The following is a 20,227-nucleotide window of genomic DNA, read 5'->3' on the forward strand; positions in this document are numbered from 1 at the left end:
TAATATGAACGAATTAAGTGTTGGCGCGTTGAATATCGTGTCCCTGACAGTTTCCCTGGTGGTACTGGTTATCGGCCTCGTAATGTGGTTCTTTGTTAACCGTGCAAGTAGCCGCACCAATGAACAGATCGAGCTTCTTGAAGAGTTGCTGGATCAGCAAAAGCGGCAGACTGCACTGTTACGACGTTTGTGTGAAGCGAACGAGCCTGAAGTAGTCAAGGAAGCACCAGAAGTAGCAAAGGAAGATGACGAAGTGGAAGATGATTTTATTCGTCTGGTCGCTGAGCGCTAATCCTGATTAACCTGTTTGTGTTGCTGTGGAGTGACCATGCGGTGGAAAAATCCTTGGTTTGATCCCCTAAAATCTCATCACCAAATTGACGGTTTTCGTAATCTGGAGTCAAGCTTACGAAAACCGGGTGATGTTGAACGTTGGCGTAAAGAGCGAAAAGCGCAGGGATTGCCCCATCCTCCGAGTAATGGTTATGCCGCCTTCACTGAACGTTGGTGGCAAAAGGCTGAACTCCAGGGAGAAGATGACCGGCTGTGGTGGTTAGGGCATGCAACGGTATTGTTGCGTATCAATGGCCTGTATTTACTTACCGACCCCGTGTTGTCCCAGCGAGCTTCCCCATTATCGTTTGCAGGCCCTAAGCGCAAGACTCCATCCCCAATTCATATCAATGAATTGCATCAACTTGATGCTGTTTTGATTTCACATAATCATTACGATCATCTGGACCGTTCCACCATTCAACAGATTGTCCGTCGTTTCCCCGACACTCATTTCTTTGTCCCGCTGGGCTTAAAGCAGTGGTTTACCCGTCGTGGTATACGCCATGTAACTGAGCTTGACTGGTGGCAGAGCTTTACCCTGCAAGGAATGACTTTTACAGCGGTGCCGGCACAGCACTGGAGCATGCGTTCATTCTGGGATCGTAACCGGAGTTTGTGGTGCGGGTGGATTATCGAAAGTAGTCACTTAAGGATATGGTTTAGCGGTGATACAGGCTATACAGCAGGACTTGCTGATATTGCTTTGTTCAGAGGCTCCCTGGATGCGGCATTGATACCAATAGGTGCTTATTCCCCGCGCTGGTTCATGAGTAGCCATCATATGGATCCGCAGCAGGCGGTTACGCTTTGGCAGCAGTTGGGCAGGCCTTTTACGGTTCCTATCCATTGGGGAGTATTTGAACTGGCTGATGAATCACTGGACATGCCACCGCAAGAGTTACTAACCGCTCTTGATGATGAAGGTGAGGATGGGCGACTCTTTTCGCCGTTGTGTATTGGTCAAAGTTCACACTTATTTAAAATTAAGACTTAAACATTATTAAAAATTTTTAAGACGCTATTACGAGCTATCTTTTGGTTACTTTATTACATGAAAATATAGCGAAACGTTTTTATTGCCTCATCATGAAGCATGGGTTGATTAAACTTTCATTCTTTTGGTGCAATATAAACAGACAACTGCTCAAGCTTTATTCATTTTTCCATTCTCGCTATTTCTTATACCAGTTATATTGTTTTAGTAGCAATGTGAGATTGTTCATTTTTTGCATAGCTATGCTAAAAAAATCATAAGCATAATGCCGGTGATAGCGACTTTTTCGCACTTCGCCTGGACGAAAAGATATCTTTGGGCTATGGTAAAAACGTTGTCTGTGGTCGTCATATGAATGCACGGAATCATCATTGTTTACTGTTAATCTATGCACAAATTGTGCATTTCATTTTCATTACAATATGAGTTTCGGAATTTGTGCGACAGATCGATACACGCCGAAAAATGGCTTGCCATTGATTGCGTTGTATGTGATAACACGTTGGGTTAAACGAGGTACAGTTCTGTTTATGTGTGGCATTTTCAGTAAAGAAGTTCTGAGTAAACACGTTGTCGTTGAATACCGCTTCTCTGCCGAGCCTTATATTAGTGCCTCATGCAGTAATGTCTCTGTTTTAGCTAAGTTATGCCTCCGGGCAAAGAAAACAATCTAAGGAATTTTGCAAAATGGCAAAGATTAAAGGTCAAGTTAAGTGGTTCAACGAGTCTAAAGGTTTTGGTTTCATTACTCCTGCTGACGGCAGCAAAGATGTGTTCGTACACTTCTCTGCAATCCAGGGTAACGGCTTCAAAACTTTGGCTGAAGGCCAGAACGTTGAGTTCGAAATCCAGGACGGCCAGAAAGGCCCTGCAGCGGTTAACGTAACTGCTATCTAATTCGTCTGAATTAGACCTGGCGCGAATAACGCCAAATTTTGATGAAAGCCTCGCTCTTGTAGCGGGGCTTTTTCATGTCTGAATGTTGACCATTATTTTTCTATGTGTTTCTGGAAAGCTCTCTCAGTTATGTCTTGTAGCAAAGCAGCGCATCTTGTAGCACTGTTCCTGTCTGGTTAGTTTCCCCATTATGTTTAAATTTTCAATCGCTTAGTTGTCGTTAAGGATTGAATGTGAGAAAAACCGCCCCTGGAATCGTGGGTAATTTTATTCAGTGGCGTTTTGCTCTTCTTTGCATCGCTATCTTTATGTGTCTGGTGTTCTTACTGGGGCGTGTTGCCTGGTTGCAAATCATCTCGCCCGAAAATCTGGTTAAGCAGGAAGACATGCGTTCATTACGTGAAGAACCCATCGTCGTACCGCGTGGAATGATAGAAGACCGCAATGGCAGACCTTTGGCGGTGAGCGTCCCGGTAAAAGCAATCTGGGCTGACCCGAAAACAGTAATGGAAAAAGGTGGCGTGCAAATTAGTAGCCGCTGGCAGGCTCTGGCAACAACCTTACATATGCCACTTAATGAAATTGCCGCCCGCATTCGCCGTAATCCAGCCGATCGCTTCATTTACCTCGCCCGCCAAATTGATCCGCAACAAGCGCAATACATCGAGAGCCTGAAACTGCCAGGAATTTCATTACGTGATGAATCACGTCGGTTTTATCCCGCAGGCCATATTGCAGCAAACTTGCTCGGCTTTACCAACATTGATGATCAAGGTATTGAAGGTATTGAGAAGAGCTTCAATCGCCAGTTGACGGGTAAAGCGGGCGAGAGACTGGTTCGTAAAGACAGGCATGGGCACGTCATAGAAAATATCACGGAAACTGCAGCAAACCCTGCTCACAACCTCATGCTAAGCATTGATGAACGACTGCAAACGGTCACGGAAGACGCACTGAGTAATGCTGTCTCCTGGAATAAAGCTGAATCTGCCGCAGCAGTTATCCTTGATGTGAATACTGGCGAAGTATTAGCGATGGCGAGTTGCCCGACGTTTAATCCAAATAATCGTGACGGTGCCACGCTGAACGATTTCCGTAATCGGGCAATTAGCGACACATTTGAGCCAGGTTCAACTGTTAAACCGATGGTAGTTATGACCGCACTTCAGCAGGGGATTGTCCAACCAGATAGCGTGGTGGATACCCATCCTTACACCATCGATGGTCACCGTATACGCGATGTGGGTTACTACCCGCAGCTTACGTTGACCGGAATCCTGCAAAAATCGAGCGACACAGGGGTTTCACGGCTTTCTCTGGCGATGCCAATCCAAAAATTGTTGGATACCTATAAGAACTTCGGTTTTGGGATGCCAACAGGATTGGGGCTGACAGGGGAGAGCAGTGGCCTGTTACCGCACCGTAAGTTCTGGGGAGAGTTGGATCGGGCCACATTTTCATTTGGTTATGGTTTGATGGTCACACCTCTGCAACTGGCGCATGTTTACGCCACTATCGGTAGCTATGGCATTGCCCGCCCACTTTCTATTACCCGTGTTGATCCGCCAGTAGTTGGGCAAAGGGTGATGTCTGAAACCATTGCCCATCAGGTTGAACATATGATGGAAAGTGTGGCATTGCCTGGCGGCGGTGGGATTAAAGCCGCGGTGCGCGGCTATCGAGTTGCCATTAAAACCGGAACGGCCAAGAAAATTGGCGATGATGGCAAATACATCGACAAATACATTGCCTACACCGCAGGTGTCGCTCCTGCGAGTAATCCGCGCTTTGCGCTGGTGGTGGTAATTAACGATCCGGAAAATGGTGCCTACTACGGCGGTGCAGTTTCGGCACCGGTCTTTAGCCAGATAATGAGCGATGTGCTGCGACTGGAGAATATCGAACCTGATGGTTTGCCACAGGGAGATACCAATTTAACGGTGTTAAATAAGGCTGTTGTCGAGGGTCCTGCAGGTTAGTGGCTTTTCGAAGCGGAGCGTAAGCGGTACACTTGCGCCCTTTACGATTGCCTGGAGTTCTTATGTCTTATCTTTGCCCGCTTTGTCATGCACCGCTTGCCCCCGAGGGGAAGAGCTTTGTTTGCCCGCAAGGCCACCAATTCGATAAGGCAAAAGAGGGATATGTGAATTTGCTGCCAGTTCAGCATAAGCGTTCAAAAGACCCGGGCGATAGCAGCGAAATGATGCAGGCCCGCAGAACATTCCTTGATGCCGGGCATTATCAGCCGCTGCGCGATGCTATCTGCCTTATTTTAGAACAGGCTGCCCCGGTTACTTTGTTGGATATTGGCTGCGGGGAAGGGTATTACACGGCGGGTTTTGCACAAATTGTCGCAAAAAATGAAGGAATGACCTGGGGATTAGATGTTGCAAAAGTAGCGGTTCGCTATGGGGCAAAGCGCTATCCGCAGGTGCAGTTCTGTGTGGCATCGAGCCACCGTTTGCCGTTTGATGATAATAGTCTGGATGCCGTGGTGCGCATTTTTGCCCCGTGCAAAGCTGAAGAGTTGGCGCGGGTGGTGAAACCTGGCGGCATCGTCATCACTGCCACGCCGGGCCCACGCCATTTAATGCAGCTGAAAGGTTTAATTTATGACAACGTGGTGCTGCACAGTACCGAGTCTGAGTCTTTACCCGGTTTTGTAGCAGAACAGACGCAGAGTATTGGCTGGCCGATGACGTTACAGGGAAATGAAGCGGTTGCGCTATTGCAAATGACGCCGTTCGCCTGGCGTGCCCGCCCGGAAGTGTGGCAGGCTTTGACGGCTGAAACGGCATTCACTTGCGAGACAGATTTTGTCATTCGCGTCTGGCGACGCGAATCATCAGTTTAATGTGCTGAAGTGGCTATAAAGAATCTGACAACCAATCCCAATTAGCACCACACCGCCGAGGATCTCGGCGCGCTTACCGAGCAGAGGGCCGATAAACCGGCCCAGCATCATACCTAGCGTGGACATAATCATGGTCGCGCAACCAATAGCCAGAGCGGTTTCAATAATATTGACTTGCAGGAATGCGAGGCCGACACCGACCGCCATGGCATCAAGGCTGGTGGCGATAGCCGTGGTGACTAATAGCCAAAATCCATGACGTTGAAGCTTTGGCGCTTCTTCGTCATCGTTACCGCGCACACCTTCATAAATCATACGAATGCCGAGAAACACCAGCAGGATAAATGCAACCCAATGATTCCATTCCAGCACGACCTTGCTTGCCAGAAGACCCAGGCACCAGCCGATAAGCGGGGTGATGGTTTCGATGACGCCAAAGATAAGCCCGGTTCGTAACGCTTCAGAAAACTTAGGTTTATGGAGAGAGGCACCTTTCCCGATTGATGCAGCGAAAGCATCCATCGACATGCCAAAAGCGAGAATAATAGTAGCGGAGAGATTCATGCAAATGCCTCAGTTGGGAATATCCATATACACGTCAACCATCCCCAACTTAAATGACGGTTACGTGCCTATGGTCTCGCCTACTCAGTATTTGAGTCGTACATGCCACGTTATAAATCTTGCTTAAACAAGTAACGAGTATGTTGACATGTACATTTTCGCAATCGCGAAAATCGGCTACTCCCCAACGACGGGCGCAACCTTAACATATTCTTTAAAGATAAAACAATAAGTGAAGCTATTATTCTTAATGCTTAAATGATAACGATTTTCATTAACTTTAATTGATGACCTAATCGTTAAAATAAGAGCACACTAATTGTGCGAAATAGCAGCGGCTATATTTTATAGATTGTACAAAAAATATAAAAATATAGACTTTGCTATGTTGCTAACTTATTGAGTAACAACCATTAATTTATAAATCCTCTCCAGGTCATCAATGTTTTTCACTCGGATGAGCAAGCGGCGTTGTTCTAATTGCAAAACCAGAACACCATCCTCAGATAAATTCATCTCTTTAATTCGAGAATATAAAACCCACGCGTTCGCGAAGAAGAAGCCCTCTGTTTTAAACAGTAATTTAGGTTGTCTAATCCACGAAATATAAATAGCAATGAGTGCCAGCGCAGATAATAACCAGGTGGTGACCGGGGCGCCGCCAGAGGTGACGTTGTTGTAGATGAGGATAGCAACCAACCCGAAGAAAATGGTTCCGTCGATACGGTTGCGGCGCAGAAGGGGAACTTTCAGCAGGGTTTTGCCTTTGAGCTTATCCATGATGAACTCATCGTAAACCGCCCAGGCAAGCAACAGCACAATAAATACCAGCAGAACTACATCCGTCAAAGTCATAACACTACCTTCACTCTAAACAATAAAAAACCGGGGCAAGTGCCCCGGTTCGTATAACAAACTAATTACAGGCCTAGCAGGCCGATAGCATAACCGACAATACCAATAACGAAGAAGCCCATGATGATCCACAGCGCGTTGACTTTCTTACGCAGCAGCCACATACAAGCAAACGTTAACAGCAGTGGCACAAGGCCCGGCATCAACTGATCAAGAATAGTTTGAACGGTGGTCACTTTCACAGCGCCAGTCTGGTCGGTAATCTTCGACACGACTAGCGGTATATTAACGTGTGTCCACTTGTTAACCAGCGCCCCCATGACAAACAGGCCGAGAATTGACGCCCCCTCAGTCAGTTTTTGCAGGAAGCCGCCGCCCATATCCTTAACGATATCGATCCCTTTACGGTAACCGTAAGCGACGCCGTAATAACGAGTCAGCAAACGCACGGCGTTAAACAGGATGAAGAACAACAGTGGGCCAAGCAGGCTACCGCTCATTGCGATACCAGCACCAAGTGCTGCGAATACTGGACGTACGGTACCCCAAAAGATTGGGTCGCCTACACCAGCCAGCGGCCCCATCAAACCAACTTTGATACCGTTGATGGCACCATCGTCAATTTCTGCACCGTTTGCACGCTGTTCTTCCATCGCAAGCGTAACGCCCAATACAGGAGCCGCAACGTATGGATGGGTGTTAAAGAATTCCAGGTGACGCTTAATTGCTTGTTTGCGAGCATCGTTATTTTCAGGATACAGGCGTTTAATTGCCGGAATCATGGAGAAGCAGAAGCCCAACGCTTGCATACGTTCGAAATTCCAGGAACCCTGGAAGAGGTTTGAACGCAGGAACACGCCACGAATATCACCTGGGGTGAGTTTCTTCTCGGTAGTCGTTGTTTTGGTGGTATCAACCATTTCGCTCACCTATTAATCTAATTCGTTATCGAGATCGTTAGCACCGGCAGCAGAGGCTGGAGCACCTGCGGAACGGTTGTATTTCGGGCTCAACTGGATGTACAAAATTGCCATCACAGCACCAATCACACCCAGTGCTACCAGGTTGAAGTTGGTGAAAGCCGCGGTAACGAAGCCCAGATAGAAGAATGGCATCAGGTAGCCTGCGCGCATCATGTTGATGACCATCGCATAACCCACAACAACAATCATGCCACCGGCGATGTTCAGACCGCTGGTTACCACTTCAGGAATGGCATTCAGCATGTTCTGTACTTCGCTTGTACCGACGGAAACTGCGACGATAACGGCAGGAATTGCGATACGCATTGCTTGCAAGAACAGGGAGGAAACGTGAATCCAGGAGAGCGCCGATAGGTTGCCATTTTCGGCGGCCTTATCTGCTGCGTGCTGGAAGCCCACGGTAATAGTACGAACGATAATGGTCAGTACCTGGCCTGCTGCTGCCAGTGGAATGGCCAGAGCGATACCAGAACCGATGCCCTGATGCCCGGCTATAACCAGTATGGTTGAGATAATCGACGCAAGTGCGGCATCGGGAGCAACTGCCGCACCGATGTTCATCCAACCCAGCGCGATCATTTCAAGCGTACCACCGATAATAATACCGGTTTTCATATCACCGAGTACCAGACCGATTAAGGTACAGGCGACCAGCGGACGGTGGAACTGAAATTCATCGAGCACCGACTCCATACCGGCAATACAGGCTACGACAAACACCAGCACAATCTGAAGAGTGGTAATCTCCATTGTACTTCTCCTTAAACGTATGACTTATGTGTGAAAACTGAGCAAAACGTAGAATTAAGCAAATCACATCAGTAATTAGCTTTTCACCTTCGCGATCAGATCCATCATTTTCAATTTTTGATCGGTTGAAACTTTACGGGCTTCGAGCTCAATGCCGCGCTCGTTAAGTTTCTTAAAGGCTTCAATATCTTTTTCATCGACAGAAATCGCGTTGTTAACCTGGGTTTTACCCTGGCGGAACGCCATACCACCGATATTGACTGACTTAATGTCCACTCCACCTTCCACGACGCGTTCAACATCGGTTGGGTTGGTGAACAGCAGCATCACACGGTCGCCTGCATATTTCGGGTTATTCCACACGCGGATCATTTTAGCGACGTCAACGACGTGTGCCGTCACACCAGGAGGAGCAACTTGCGTCAACAGTGTTTTGCGTACGGTATCGGCTGCCACTTCATCACTGACAACAATAATGCGTGTTACGTTGGTTTCTTTGGTCCAGCGGGTTGCGACCTGGCCATGAATTAAACGGTCATCGATACGCGCCAGACCGATATTCATGTAGTCCTTCGGACCCATTGGCTTGAGCGGCGCTGCGGCTTTAGGTGCAGCAACAGGCGCAACAGGTACAGCTTTTTCAACAGGTTTAGCTTTCAGGGCTTTAACCCCTTCACGACCTGTTTCAACAGCGATTGCCACTAACTCATCAAATGAAGGGTTATCATCACGAGCCATCAAGGTCTCAACTAGCATCGGAATATTGACCCCGGCGACGACCTCGTAATGCTCTTTATCGACGACAATACGGCTGGCTGCGTTAAACGGGCTACCACCCCAGGTATCGACGAGAAACAGCACACCTTTGTCGGTGTTCAGGTTTGCCAGTTGAGCGTTGTACTTCTCGATTAGAGTTTCGGCGTTTTCACCGGGAACGAAATCTATCCAGCCAACATTTTCTTGTTCGCCCAATAGCATTTCTGCGGTTTTCAGCAATTGTTCTGCTGCCCAGCCATGCGTGCCTATGACAATAGCAATAGTCACTTGCTACCTCCTGTGTTGGTATAGCCACACCCTTAATAGGTGTTTTGTAGATTATCCGTTTCTCAAGCGAATCGATTCAGATAACGGTATGAGTAAAGATGTGTAACTTAAGACGGATTTATTTTAGTCAGTGAAAAAAATATTTTATGTGATGAAGATCCGTAATTTTGGTTTGCTAACAACTTAATGATTCGCTGGGCAAATAATGAACGAGGTCAATGACAGTAAAATTGCAAAATCAGGTAAATCTTTGCAAAAGGGTATTTTGCTCTGATATTGTTTGCATCTCGTTTAATTACTAAGGAGTAAAGGGCAGTAGCCCACCGTATGGACCGTCACCGACGTCTTTTCAATTTCAGGTCTGAAAACTCAGTCCTTCATATTGGCGTTTCACGCCCCGTTAATACCTCAATTTGCCTCTTTGCGTCCGCCTTGCGCGCGATGCCGATGAGTTATTCCCAAAGCAGGAGCTTGTCATGGAACTCTTAATGGATCCCCAAATATGGGTGGGTTTACTGACGCTGATTGTGCTGGAAATAGTGCTGGGTATTGATAACCTGGTCTTTATTGCCATCCTTGCAGACAAACTTCCACCAAAACAACGAGATAAAGCACGACTCATCGGTTTATCCTTGGCTTTGGTAATGCGACTGGGCTTATTGTCGTTAATTTCATGGATGGTGACGCTAACGCAACCGCTGTTCAGCGTTGGCGAAATGACGTTCTCCGGGCGCGATCTCATTATGTTATTTGGTGGCCTGTTCTTGCTGTTTAAGGCAACGACGGAACTACATGAGCGGCTGGAAAACCGCCAGCATGATGATGGGCATGGCAAAGGTTACGCCAGTTTCTGGGTTGTGGTTATACAGATTGTTATATTGGATGCGGTGTTTTCACTGGATGCGGTTATTACCGCGGTGGGCATGGTAAATCACCTGCCAGTGATGATGGCGGCGGTAGTTATCGCGATGGGTGTGATGTTGTTGGCGTCCAAACCGTTGACGAATTTTGTTAACCAACACCCTACGGTCGTCGTGCTGTGCCTGAGCTTCTTGTTAATGATTGGTCTGAGCCTTGTAGCAGAAGGTTTCGGTTTCCATATTCCGAAAGGTTACCTGTATGCGGCAATTGGTTTCTCGATAATCATCGAATTTTTCAACCAGATTGCGCGCCGTAACTTTATTCGCCATCAGTCGAATGTGCCGTTACGTGCCCGTACGGCTGATGCGATTTTGCGTTTGATGAATGGTAAACGCCAACAGCGTTCGTCTAACGAAGACAACAAAACCATCACGCCAATTGAAGCAGAATCTTTTGCCGAAGAAGAGCGTTACATGATTAATGGTGTGCTGACACTGGCATCTCGTTCGCTACGCAGCATTATGACGCCGCGTGGTGAAATATCATGGGTTGATGCCGATAAAACCACTGCTGAAATTCGTGAGCAGCTGCTGGAATCTCCGCATAGCTTGTTCCCGGTTTGTCATGGTGAGCTTGATGAAATCATCGGTATTGTGCGTGCCAAAGAGTTACTGGTAGCACTGGAAAATGGTGGTGATGTGGTTTCTATTGCTGCACGTTCACCTGCAATTGTGGTTCCGGAAACACTGGACCCGATTAACTTGCTGGGTGTGCTTCGTCGTGCTCGCGGTAGTTTCGTTATCGTGAATAACGAGTTTGGCGTGGTTCAAGGCCTGGTAACGCCGCTGGATGTTCTGGAAGCTATCGCTGGTGAATTCCCTGATGCCGACGAAACACCCGAAATCGTGCGAGATGGCGATGGTTGGTTAGTTAAAGGTTCAACCGACCTGCATGCGATTCAGCAGCATCTTGATATCAACAATCTGGTGAACGATGAGGAAGATATTGCCTCTATCGCCGGTTTGGTTATCGCGGTGAATGGCCAAATCCCTAAAGTGGGCGATGTTATTGAACTGGCTCCGTTACGCATCCAGATTGTGAAGGCCAACGATTACCGTGTGGACTTGGTTCGTGTGGTAAAAGAACGCTCTGAACATGAAGACGAGGAAGAGTAAATTAGCGTAGCGGGATAATGGGAATAACGTGACCATTCCTGCGTGGGGGTGGCGTGCTGCTCCCTAGCCAGCGTGGAAACTCCTTCAAAGGCATTGGCCGCGCATACAAAAATCCTTGTAGTACATTTACGCCGTGGTTACGCAGGTACTCTGCTTGCTGCGGCGTTTCAACACCTTCCGCAACTAAACCAATATCTAGCCGCTGCGCCAGCGCAATAATAATATCAGTCACTGTCGAATTGACCGCGTCGGTCCCAATCGCTGCAGTAAACGACTTATCGATTTTCAGCACGTCAGGATTTAATGTTTCGAGATAAGCCAGTGAACTTTGGCCTGTACCGAAATCGTCAATGGCTAAATCGACCCCCATGCGATGTAAATCGCGTATCACCCGAAGATCGACATCTGGTAAGGCATCACGCTCCGTAAGTTCAAGGGTAAGTTTCTGGATGGGGTGGACTGGAAACCAGTAGTGGCGTAAATCTTCGATAACTTCCCCATTATGGAAATGGCTAGCTGCGATATTGATCCCAATATTGAAATCAGGGGATTTCGGAAAGATATCAAGATTACGTACTGTTTCCGAAAGCACAAAACGTGTTAATGGCGCTATCAAATTTTGCTGTTCGGCAAGTGGGATAAATACATCAGGTGAAATCCAACCCTGGCGGGGATTATTCCACCGCAAAAGTAACTCCACGCCAACACATTGAAGATTACGTGAGCTGACCAGAGGCTGACAAAAAACTTCGAACTCATGTAATGCAAGCCCAAGATTAATTTCCCAGGAAAAACTCATTCGGTTCGCGGTGGCAAGCCACGTTATATAGCCAATCAACATGCTGAGAATTAGTGCCAGCGGCAGTTGCGTTGGCATATTTTGTAATGCCAGCTGACTGGAGGATGGGCCAATAATGGTGACGGAAAAAGGAAATATATCGGATTCCAGTTCATGGCTGACTTGCCCGTCTTCAACAGTAATTCGGGGTAGTAACCCTTTCCCATATTCATAATGCGAATCGGCGACATTTAACATCGCACGGGAAACCCAGGGGCGTCTGGGTTCAAGCATAAATCCCGATAGCAACTCAATATTAATAATTTGCATGACACCGTCATGCCGACTATTGCGCAGAGGATGCCAGGATAGAAGAATCGGCGTGCCTTTAAGTAGCGTATGGTCTATCGAGAGGAATAAGAGTGGCAATGATGATGGCAACCGGGGCTGCACCAGATCAATGGGTATTGAACGCGGGCCAAAAATACTTGAGCAATAAAAGATATCATCCTTAATTAGGCCAATATCACGTACTGTTTGCATACGAGCCACTAATTCCCGCATTCTCAGTTGCGCGGCTTCACATGATAACCCCATTAACTGCATTGCATCTTTGCTTGCTAAATCAAGCGGTATCAGGACGTTTTCAAGTGAACTGACAGCCCGTTGGTTAAATGCCTGCATACGTTGTTCATTCGAATCACGATCGGCAATATAGCGCGCACTGAGTGTCAGCAGCAGGACTAATACGGCTAACGCAACGCAGACTGTCAAACGTCTGCGGCGATAATCTCTTAATATGCGTTGTGCCGTTTGCATCCGCGACCACCTTGTTTAGAACCGCGACCGAAATCGGCACACAGAACATTCCAAGTGTAGTGGGGGATTGGATATCCGAAGGCAAAATCATACTTTTAGATGAAAGCTAATGGAGTATTACGTGCAAGCGTCGCAGACACGACGCTTGCTATTTTAGTTAATATTTAAACAAACATTTGGCTTATCAAACTCAGGTGCGTTTTAACCCCCACTTTCATTGCATCTTCATCCAGCAGGAAGTGAGGATTATGAACATTCCAAACGGCACCTTTGTCGGGATTTCTACAGCCGACGAAAATAAAGCATCCCGGAACATGTTGCTGATACGAAGAGAAATCTTCGCTACCAAATAAAGGTGTTGTTACCGTGTGCAACGTTTGAGGAGGGAAATTTTCTTCGATAACTTTGCGCGCAATCTCGCAGGCAGAAGCATGATTATTCCCGACGGCATAACCCGCTTGCCACTGAATATCAAAACTTGCTCCGTGAGCGGCAACAATCCCTGAAATCACTTGTTGCATGAGTTGAGGAACCTGTTCACGCACTTTTTGGTCGTGTGTACGCAGCGTACCCGCAAGATGGGCTCTATTCGGGATGACATTGTAGCTTTCACCCGACTGGAAGGTTGCGATGGTTAATACTGGTGCGTGCAGAGGGTCGAGTTTGCGAGCAACAATTTGCTGCAATGCGCTGACAATTTCTGCACCGATAACAATTGGGTCAATACACAAGTGCGGCATTGAGCCATGACCGCCTTTCCCGGTTATCACAATATCGAAGTTATCGCTTGATGCGCTGAATACGCCTTCTTTCAATGACAAGGTTTGCGTGGGCTTATCTGGCATCACATGCAGGCCAAAGATGTATTCGACATCTTGCAACACACCCAAATTTACCAGCTCTTGAGCGCCACCCGGTGGCACTTCTTCCGCATGTTGGAAAATAAAACGTACCGAGCCTTTAAGCTTGTCCTGAAAATGACACAGCACTTTTGCCGCCCCCATTAACATCGCCGCATGGGCGTCATGCCCGCAGGCATGCATCACACCAGGTTTACATGAGGAGAAAGCTTCGCCGCTCTCTTCCTGAATGGGTAGGGCGTCAATATCCGCACGTAGCGCCCATACTGGGCCGGGGAGCTTTCCCTTTAATTCGGCCACAACGCTATTTGGTGTAAGACGACGCAACTCAAGCGGCCCAAAGCTTGCTAACTCTGCGGCGATATAATCAGCCGTGGCTTGTTCCTGAAAAGAGAGGTCCGGGTTGGCATGAATATGTTGGCGCCAGCGAGACACGTCATGGGCCACTTCGTCAGTCAGAATATCGATATTGAAGGTCATAATGTCTCCGTTAATCAGTAACAGGTTTTAAAGCAGATTTCTTCGTCAACAGCGGTATGACGGCAAGTGCTGCACAGACCATAGCTAACGCGAGGAAAATGAAAGTGGTGTAGTAGTCCTGGCTAACGCCAATTAAATACCCCATCACAATAGGTGAAACAAAACCGCCCAATGTGCCACCAGTGTTGATAAGCCCCATCGCGGCACCCATGGTTTCGACAGGGAGACGTTTCATCGGCAGAGTGAAGACGGTGACAAAACTACCCATCAAAAACACCTGTCCCAGGAACAGAAAGATGCTGGCGGCGACAGGCGAACCCGTGTGATAAATCGCAAAAATACACAGCGAGCTAATGAGTGAGCAAATGACAATCACCCCAGGCTCACGCCCCTGGAAATATTTGCCGACCAGCCAGCCGGTTCCCAGAGATGAAATCCAGATCCCCAGCCCACCCGCTGCAATTACCAACCCGGAGATTTCAAGCGGCATATGACGTTGCTGCACCAGGAATTTAGGCAACCAGGCCATCAGCCCGTAGCTTGGAATGTTGATGCAGAAAATCGCAATAAACAGCAGAATTACCGTCGGGCTTTTCAGTAACGTGCGATAACTGACGGACGATGCTGATTTCGGTGCAACGGCAGGTTTTTGCACCAGCATAAAAATAACAATCGCGACCGCGCAAGCCATCAAACCGAGCCCGGCAAACGAGCCACGCCAGCCAATATGCGTTAATGCACTGACTGCCACCATCGGGCCAATGGTCATTGCAAGGCCAGCGGATGAGAGCAGGATTGATTGGGCGAATGTCCGTTTTTCAACGCTAAAATTACTGACCACCGCTTTGGCGCAGGAGCATGGATATCCAGAATGTCCGATTCCCGCCAGGAAGCGGAAGACTATCAACATACCAAAGCTTAGCCCCAGAACACCGAAACAAAGCGCAAATCCACCGAGCAGGCAGAGTGAAGCAACCAGCATGCTACGAAAACCAATGCGGTCATTTAGCCAGCCTGCGGGTATCTGAAACAGTGAGTAAGAGAGGAAGAAAATGCCGGTGATATACCCCAGTTGCTGTGTGGAGACGCCAAACTCTTTTTCGATAGGCAATAATGCGAAGCCCATCACCGTTTTATCTATATAGACAATGACATAGCCCAGAAATAACAGGAAAATCATCAAGGAGTGATTTTTTTTCATCGTGCGGACCCTTATGCGGAATTCCGTTCCAGGAGCGAATCGCCCCGTTGGTTGCAACGTTCATATGGATAACTCTGATAGCTATATAAGCAGTGCGGGTATTCTCGCAAAAGATGCAATTTTGTTTAGGGTGATGCTTTTTCTTGATAGGGGTACGCATGAAGTATTTGCCGAAAATGCAGCAGTTACATGTCTTCAGACAAGTGGTGCGCAGCCGCAGCATCCGTGGAGCTGCGCGAGTAATGGGGCAATCTCAGCCAGCGGTGAGCAGGACATTACGAGAGCTGGAGCAAACTTTATCAGCGCAACTATTTCTACGTGGAAACGAAGGCATCACCTTAACCGAGGCAGGAGAGGCATTTTCCCGTCGGGCTGAGTGGATTCTGGAGGAACTACAGCGTGCGGCCGAGGAAGTGGAACAAATTAACCACTTTTCCCAAGGCAAACTGACCATTGGTTTTTCATCATTGATTGCGTTAAGTGTTTTTCCGGCCGTAGCCGACAGTTTTAAATCACGCTTGCCGCAAGCAAGTTTGCATATCAAAGAAGGGCAACTGACAACACTGCTGCCGCTATTGCAACAAGGAGAGCTCGATCTGGCTATTGGGACAATCAATCCTGCCAAAGTGCCAGAAGATGTCATTGTTGAGCCGCTGTTTAGCGCACCATTCTGCGTGATTGCCCGGCGTGAGCATCCCTTAGCGCAGGCGACATCACTTGCCCAATTACGTAGGGCGAAATGGTTATTACCGGAAGCAAATATCGGTTATTACCAACAGCTGCAAGATGAACTCAATGAGTTTTATGGCCAGATGCATGAAGCACCGATTCGAACAGATTCAGTGATTTGTGGGCTTAATATGGTGCTGCATTCGGATTATTTGACGATAGTCGCCCGAGCGATGAGCACACCATTATTCTTACAAGACCGGCTTACCGTATTACCTATAACGACGCTGCCGTCGGCACAGTATTGCGTTATTTGGTCACAGAAGTCAGACTTGACAGCAACTGCGCGGCAATTTTTATTAGCGCTGCGTCAGCAGTGTCAAAATTATCCGTGGTAGGTTTGGCAGAGTAGGTTGGCCCTCTTTGCAGAGGGCCAGAAGGGATTAGTCACACTGTACTTTGATTGCCAGGCCGCCACGTGAAGTTTCACGGTATTTGGCGTTCATGTCTTTGCCTGTCTCGTACATGGTTTCGATAACCTTATCGAGAGACACTCGCGGTTCACTGGTACGGCGCATCGCCATACGAGTGGCGTTGATAGCCTTCACGGAAGCGATGGCATTACGTTCGATACATGGCACCTGAACCTGGCCTGCAACCGGGTCACAGGTTAAACCCAGGTTATGTTCCATACCGATTTCCGCGGCAACACAAACTTGCTCTGGGCTTGCGCCTAAAATTTCAGCAAGACCTGCGGCAGCCATAGAACAGGCCACGCCTACTTCACCCTGGCAGCCGACTTCTGCACCAGATATAGACGCATTCATCTTGTAGAGCGCACCAATTGCACCTGATGCGAGGAAGTAGCGGATATAGGTATCCGGGCTGACTGACTCGATAAAGTGGTCATAGTAAGCAAGAACAGCAGGAACGATACCGCAGGCACCGTTAGTAGGTGCAGTTACCACGCGCCCACCAGCAGCGTTTTCTTCGTTAACCGCCAGCGCAAACATATTCACCCAATCGACCACGATCATTGGGTCGTTTGACAGTTTATCGCTGGAAACCAACATACGGCGCAATGCCGATGCACGGCGCGGCACACGCAATGGGCCAGGCAGAACACCTTCGGTATTCACGCCACGGTCAATACACGCACGCATGGTTTGCCACACGTTGGCAAAATACTCTTCGATTTCTTTACGGCTATGCAAAGCCAGTTCGTTTTGCATAATCACGCCAGACAGCGACATGCCCGTTTCTTTGCAGTGCTTAAGCATCTCTTCGGCAGAGTTGAACGAGTAAGGCACGACGATCTCGTCGGCCGCTTCTTTGCCGAAATGCTCTTCATCAACGATAAAACCGCCGCCGATGGAATAATAGGTTTTGGTGTAGATCTCTTGCTCGCCGCTGAACGCATGAATGGTCATGCCGTTCTCATGTAGCGACAAATTATCGTTACGGAAACACATGCCGGAGTCTTTCGGGAAATCGACTTCATGGCGACCCTGAGCCAACCACAAACGGCTGCGGGTTTCTACATCACGGATAAACGCCGGGATAGAATCAATATCAACAGTCGCGGGTTCGTTACCTGCAAGACCCATAATGATAGCGATGTCGGTATGGTGCCCTTTACCTGTCAGCGACAGGGAACCGTAAACATCGACAGCGATACGCGTCGTAGTTTCCAGTAATCCTTTTTCGACCAGATCATCGACAAACAACTTACCGGCCTTCATTGGACCGACGGTATGGGAACTGGATGGCCCAATGCCGACTTTGAACATGTCGAATATGCTAATCACACAAAACTCCTTCCAAGGCACCAGATAAATAAAATTTGCTGCTGCAAAATCGCAGTCAGCTAGTTTAAAAATTTATTGCTCACTGTAGTAAACTATTCACATGAATTAAACTAATGGTTAACTATAACTTGACTAATCCGGCCTGAAAAGGCGGTTGTCGGGGGATAAGGCCAGAGTCATTCACCATTTCTTTTACCCATGATGCAAATAAGGGAATAAAACCTCAGCAAGACACTCTGCTAAATATAGCCGTTTTTACAGGATTAAAGAGTGATCAGGGTTCCACACTTATCTGCAAGGCTAATTCACGGATGATTCCGGCCGTCATGCCCCAGACAAAATAGTGCTGATACCAGGAAAGCCAAACTCTGTGGGCGTTGCCACGACGGTGAATATCCAGCGGATGGTAACGGCCAAGTGTAAGGGCCTCCATCAATGGCATTTCAAATACAGCCGCGACTTCATCCTCGCTGGCATGGTAGGGCAAGTTGGGCGGAATAATGCCTACAACCGGCGTGACCTGAAATCCTGTAACGCTATCAACCGGTGGCAAAGTACCAATCACTTCGACACTGTCAGGAGAAATGGCGACTTCTTCCCAGGCTTCGCGCAGTGCGGCCGCAATTAACGACTCATCCGTGTCATCAACCGCCCCACCGGGGAAGGCCACTTGTCCAGCATGTTTGCGCATCATGGCTGAACGCTGTGTCAGCAGCAATCCGGGTTGCGGGCGGCGGACGATAGGGATCAATACGGCGGCCTGGCGTTTATTACCGCTCATACGCGTTGCTGGCGGTTGCAGCAGTTGAAAACGCGATAAAAAATCGTTCATGGTCAAGGAGGAACCAGACATTCATCAACTCTCTAATTGCGGCAGAATACGATTAACTTTATCAAAGGTTTCCTGATATTCCGCAGATTCAACACTATCGGCAACTATGCCACCACCTGCTGAGCAGTACAGTTTGCCGCCTTCGGCGGTGAGTGTCCTGATGGTAATACTGGTGTCCATATTGCCGCAGAAGCTCAGATAACCAATGCTGCCACACCACGCATTGCGCCGTTGCGGCTCCAGTTCTTCGATGATTTCCATAGCGCGTACTTTTGGTGCTCCGGTAATAGAACCACCCGGGAAACATGCACGCAGCAAATCTGTTGCCTGTAGATGTTGTGGCAACTGTGCGGTGATCGTACTGACGAGGTGATGAACTGCCGGGAAGGGCTCGACTACAAACAGTTCCGGCACTTTTACGCTGCCTGGCACGGCAACCCGGCCAATGTCATTACGCAGCAGATCGACAATCATCAAATTTTCGGCCCGATCCTTTGGCGAGTTGGCGAGTTTTTCAGCTTGCTGCGCATCGGCAATCGGATCGGCAAGGCGCGGCAAAGTCCCCTTAATCGGGCGTGTTTGGATATTCTTGCCTTCGAGCAAAATAAAACGCTCAGGAGACAGGCTAAGAATTACGCTTTCAGGTAGACGAATAAAGGCGCTAAATGGTGCTCGATTAGCGGCATTCAGTTGCTCGAATGCTTGCCACTCATCACCTTCGTAACAGGCGTTAAAGCGCTGCGCGAGATTGACCTGGTAACAATCGCCGCTTTTGAGATATTCCTGTACCTGCCGGAATTTAAGTCCATACTGCTCGCGTGTCATACTGGAGCGCCACGCGCTTGTCAGGCGGAATGGCTCAACAACCGGAACTTTTTGCGCTTCCAGCCAGTTAAGTCGTGCAGAACATTCACCCCAGCAAATAAGCGTGAGCTTTTTTAGTTTATGGTCGGCAATCAAAGCCCAGTCATAAATGCCAATTGCCATGTCCGCAGTGTTGAGATCGGCCTGTGCAATTTCTGGTACTTTTTCGAAATGACGACCCAGATCATAACCAAATAACCCCAACGCACCGCCTAAGAAAGGTAATTCCGGGTGAGTTGCTGACTGGTAGCCAAAACTATCCAGCGTTTGCTGCAACAGTTGTAGTGGGTCGCTATGATGGGTCGAGCTGACTCCTTCCACGCAGATTGTCGTTTGAGCGTCACGGGTTACTAAGGTTGCACGCGGCTCGGCCACCAGAATATCAAAGCGATTATGGGGATGTTCAGCAAAACCGGAATGCAGCAGCATTGCCCATGGTTGCAGTGCAATAGCTTTGAACGTGTGTTGAACGGCATTCGGATGCCATGGCAAAGTGCGAAAAGTTAGAGTTTGCAACGTCATAAACCACAACTAAAAAAGAGACAGATCATCCTGCTTACCTGGAAACCCTCTGGAATCAATGAAAGCAGCGTGAAATAATTA

General features: G+C 48.2%; 19 protein-coding genes and 1 riboswitch. Of the genes, 8 read left to right on the top strand and 11 right to left on the bottom strand.

From position 1 onward, the window contains the following. Positions 1-4: 4 nt before the first annotated feature. The 6 genes from AC0IXI_RS10085 (at position 5) to rlmA (ending at position 5,081) form a co-directional block, all read left to right on the top strand. Positions 5-292: a YebO family protein gene (locus AC0IXI_RS10085; RefSeq protein ID WP_134182082.1), complete on the top strand. Its 288-nt coding sequence runs from the start codon at positions 5-7 to the stop codon at positions 290-292. Positions 293-328: 36 nt separating this feature from the next. Next, on the top strand, positions 329-1,330 hold the full coding sequence (locus tag AC0IXI_RS10090; protein ID WP_471682336.1) for an MBL fold metallo-hydrolase: 1,002 nt from the start codon (positions 329-331) through the stop codon (positions 1,328-1,330). Between the two features lie 530 nt (positions 1,331-1,860). Then, entirely contained in the window at positions 1,861-2,004 is a 144-nt protein-coding gene (locus AC0IXI_RS10095; protein WP_072009398.1) for a DUF2627 domain-containing protein, read from the top strand. Between the two features lie 13 nt (positions 2,005-2,017). After that, the gene (cspE, locus tag AC0IXI_RS10100) at positions 2,018-2,227 is read left to right on the top strand and encodes a transcription antiterminator/RNA stability regulator CspE (protein ID WP_001062678.1); all 210 of its coding nucleotides are present in this window, start codon (positions 2,018-2,020) and stop codon (positions 2,225-2,227) included. 233 nt (positions 2,228-2,460) lie between these two features. Continuing rightward, positions 2,461-4,206: a peptidoglycan glycosyltransferase FtsI gene (gene ftsI / locus AC0IXI_RS10105; RefSeq protein WP_471682337.1), complete on the top strand. Its 1,746-nt coding sequence runs from the start codon at positions 2,461-2,463 to the stop codon at positions 4,204-4,206. 62 nt (positions 4,207-4,268) lie between these two features. After that, a complete protein-coding gene (gene rlmA, locus AC0IXI_RS10110) occupies positions 4,269-5,081 on the top strand; it encodes a 23S rRNA (guanine(745)-N(1))-methyltransferase (protein WP_471682338.1) in 813 nt (270 codons plus the stop codon). Here rlmA and mntP read toward each other — a convergent pair. The 5 genes from mntP to manX form a co-directional block, all read right to left on the bottom strand. Beyond that, positions 5,073-5,645, bottom strand: a complete 573-nt coding sequence (gene mntP, locus AC0IXI_RS10115; protein WP_064511863.1) for a manganese efflux pump MntP — start codon at positions 5,643-5,645, stop codon at positions 5,073-5,075. The genes rlmA and mntP overlap by 9 nt on opposite strands. Before the next feature lie 10 nt (positions 5,646-5,655). Further along, positions 5,656-5,843: riboswitch (yybP-ykoY riboswitch) on the bottom strand. A 198-nt stretch (positions 5,844-6,041) separates the two neighbouring features. Beyond that, entirely contained in the window at positions 6,042-6,500 is a 459-nt protein-coding gene (locus tag AC0IXI_RS10120; protein WP_064511862.1) for a DUF986 family protein, read from the bottom strand. A gap of 65 nt (positions 6,501-6,565) precedes the next feature. Continuing rightward, complete coding sequence (locus AC0IXI_RS10125) at positions 6,566-7,420, bottom strand: PTS mannose transporter subunit IID (protein ID WP_034495941.1); 855 nt, start codon at positions 7,418-7,420, stop codon at positions 6,566-6,568. A gap of 12 nt (positions 7,421-7,432) precedes the next feature. Next, positions 7,433-8,233 (bottom strand): PTS mannose/fructose/sorbose transporter subunit IIC, encoded by an 801-nt coding sequence (locus tag AC0IXI_RS10130; protein ID WP_064511861.1) that lies wholly within the window; start codon positions 8,231-8,233, stop codon positions 7,433-7,435. 75 nt (positions 8,234-8,308) lie between these two features. Then, positions 8,309-9,277 carry a PTS mannose transporter subunit IIAB gene (gene manX / locus AC0IXI_RS10135; protein ID WP_064511860.1) on the bottom strand — a complete coding sequence of 323 codons (969 nt, stop codon included), beginning with the start codon at positions 9,275-9,277 and terminating at the stop codon, positions 8,309-8,311. A gap of 476 nt (positions 9,278-9,753) precedes the next feature. Between manX and yoaE the strand changes: the two genes are divergently transcribed. Beyond that, positions 9,754-11,313 carry a CNNM family cation transport protein YoaE gene (gene yoaE, locus AC0IXI_RS10140; RefSeq protein ID WP_471682339.1) on the top strand — a complete coding sequence of 520 codons (1,560 nt, stop codon included), beginning with the start codon at positions 9,754-9,756 and terminating at the stop codon, positions 11,311-11,313. Between the two features lies 1 nt (position 11,314). Here the strand turns inward: yoaE and AC0IXI_RS10145 are convergent, their stop codons facing one another. The 3 genes from AC0IXI_RS10145 to AC0IXI_RS10155 all read right to left on the bottom strand — a co-directional run bounded on the left by AC0IXI_RS10145 (position 11,315) and on the right by AC0IXI_RS10155 (position 15,451). Continuing rightward, complete coding sequence (locus AC0IXI_RS10145; protein ID WP_471682340.1) at positions 11,315-12,910, bottom strand: EAL domain-containing protein; 1,596 nt, start codon at positions 12,908-12,910, stop codon at positions 11,315-11,317. 164 nt (positions 12,911-13,074) lie between these two features. Beyond that, the gene (locus AC0IXI_RS10150) at positions 13,075-14,250 is read right to left on the bottom strand and encodes an amidohydrolase (RefSeq protein ID WP_134182093.1); all 1,176 of its coding nucleotides are present in this window, start codon (positions 14,248-14,250) and stop codon (positions 13,075-13,077) included. Between the two features lie 10 nt (positions 14,251-14,260). Next, on the bottom strand, positions 14,261-15,451 hold the full coding sequence (locus AC0IXI_RS10155; RefSeq protein ID WP_471682341.1) for an MFS transporter: 1,191 nt from the start codon (positions 15,449-15,451) through the stop codon (positions 14,261-14,263). 158 nt (positions 15,452-15,609) lie between these two features. Between AC0IXI_RS10155 and AC0IXI_RS10160 the strand changes: the two genes are divergently transcribed. Further along, the gene (locus AC0IXI_RS10160; protein ID WP_232864962.1) at positions 15,610-16,518 is read left to right on the top strand and encodes a LysR substrate-binding domain-containing protein; all 909 of its coding nucleotides are present in this window, start codon (positions 15,610-15,612) and stop codon (positions 16,516-16,518) included. Between the two features lie 45 nt (positions 16,519-16,563). On the opposite strand, the gene sdaA is transcribed toward AC0IXI_RS10160, so the two are convergent. From sdaA to pabB, 3 genes are all read right to left on the bottom strand, one after another. Beyond that, positions 16,564-17,928: an L-serine ammonia-lyase gene (gene sdaA, locus AC0IXI_RS10165; protein WP_134182099.1), complete on the bottom strand. Its 1,365-nt coding sequence runs from the start codon at positions 17,926-17,928 to the stop codon at positions 16,564-16,566. A gap of 274 nt (positions 17,929-18,202) precedes the next feature. Further along, complete coding sequence (locus tag AC0IXI_RS10170; RefSeq protein WP_413498890.1) at positions 18,203-18,781, bottom strand: CoA pyrophosphatase; 579 nt, start codon at positions 18,779-18,781, stop codon at positions 18,203-18,205. Positions 18,782-18,784: 3 nt separating this feature from the next. Beyond that, positions 18,785-20,140 (bottom strand): aminodeoxychorismate synthase component 1, encoded by a 1,356-nt coding sequence (gene pabB / locus AC0IXI_RS10175; protein ID WP_471682342.1) that lies wholly within the window; start codon positions 20,138-20,140, stop codon positions 18,785-18,787. Positions 20,141-20,227 lie beyond the last annotated feature (87 nt).

Source organism: Buttiauxella sp. AC038 (assembly GCF_979253565.1).

Excerpts from the sequence above, each read along its gene's own strand:
- AC0IXI_RS10150 (WP_134182093.1), bottom strand. The coding sequence starts at position 14,250 with ATGACCTTCAATATCGATATTCTGACTGACGAAGTGGCCCATGACGTG.
- mntP (WP_064511863.1), bottom strand. The coding sequence starts at position 5,645 with ATGAATCTCTCCGCTACTATTATTCTCGCTTTTGGCATGTCGATGGAT.
- AC0IXI_RS10125 (WP_034495941.1), bottom strand. The coding sequence starts at position 7,420 with ATGGTTGATACCACCAAAACAACGACTACCGAGAAGAAACTCACCCCA.
- AC0IXI_RS10095 (WP_072009398.1), top strand. The coding sequence starts at position 1,861 with ATGTGTGGCATTTTCAGTAAAGAAGTTCTGAGTAAACACGTTGTCGTT.
- AC0IXI_RS10170 (WP_413498890.1), bottom strand. The coding sequence starts at position 18,781 with ATGTCTGGTTCCTCCTTGACCATGAACGATTTTTTATCGCGTTTTCAA.
- AC0IXI_RS10160 (WP_232864962.1), top strand. The coding sequence starts at position 15,610 with ATGAAGTATTTGCCGAAAATGCAGCAGTTACATGTCTTCAGACAAGTG.
- cspE (WP_001062678.1), top strand. The coding sequence starts at position 2,018 with ATGGCAAAGATTAAAGGTCAAGTTAAGTGGTTCAACGAGTCTAAAGGT.
- AC0IXI_RS10145 (WP_471682340.1), bottom strand. The coding sequence starts at position 12,910 with ATGCAAACGGCACAACGCATATTAAGAGATTATCGCCGCAGACGTTTG.
- AC0IXI_RS10085 (WP_134182082.1), top strand. The coding sequence starts at position 5 with ATGAACGAATTAAGTGTTGGCGCGTTGAATATCGTGTCCCTGACAGTT.
- AC0IXI_RS10120 (WP_064511862.1), bottom strand. The coding sequence starts at position 6,500 with ATGACTTTGACGGATGTAGTTCTGCTGGTATTTATTGTGCTGTTGCTT.
- AC0IXI_RS10090 (WP_471682336.1), top strand. The coding sequence starts at position 329 with ATGCGGTGGAAAAATCCTTGGTTTGATCCCCTAAAATCTCATCACCAA.
- AC0IXI_RS10155 (WP_471682341.1), bottom strand. The coding sequence starts at position 15,451 with ATGAAAAAAAATCACTCCTTGATGATTTTCCTGTTATTTCTGGGCTAT.
- yoaE (WP_471682339.1), top strand. The coding sequence starts at position 9,754 with ATGGAACTCTTAATGGATCCCCAAATATGGGTGGGTTTACTGACGCTG.
- AC0IXI_RS10130 (WP_064511861.1), bottom strand. The coding sequence starts at position 8,233 with ATGGAGATTACCACTCTTCAGATTGTGCTGGTGTTTGTCGTAGCCTGT.
- rlmA (WP_471682338.1), top strand. The coding sequence starts at position 4,269 with ATGTCTTATCTTTGCCCGCTTTGTCATGCACCGCTTGCCCCCGAGGGG.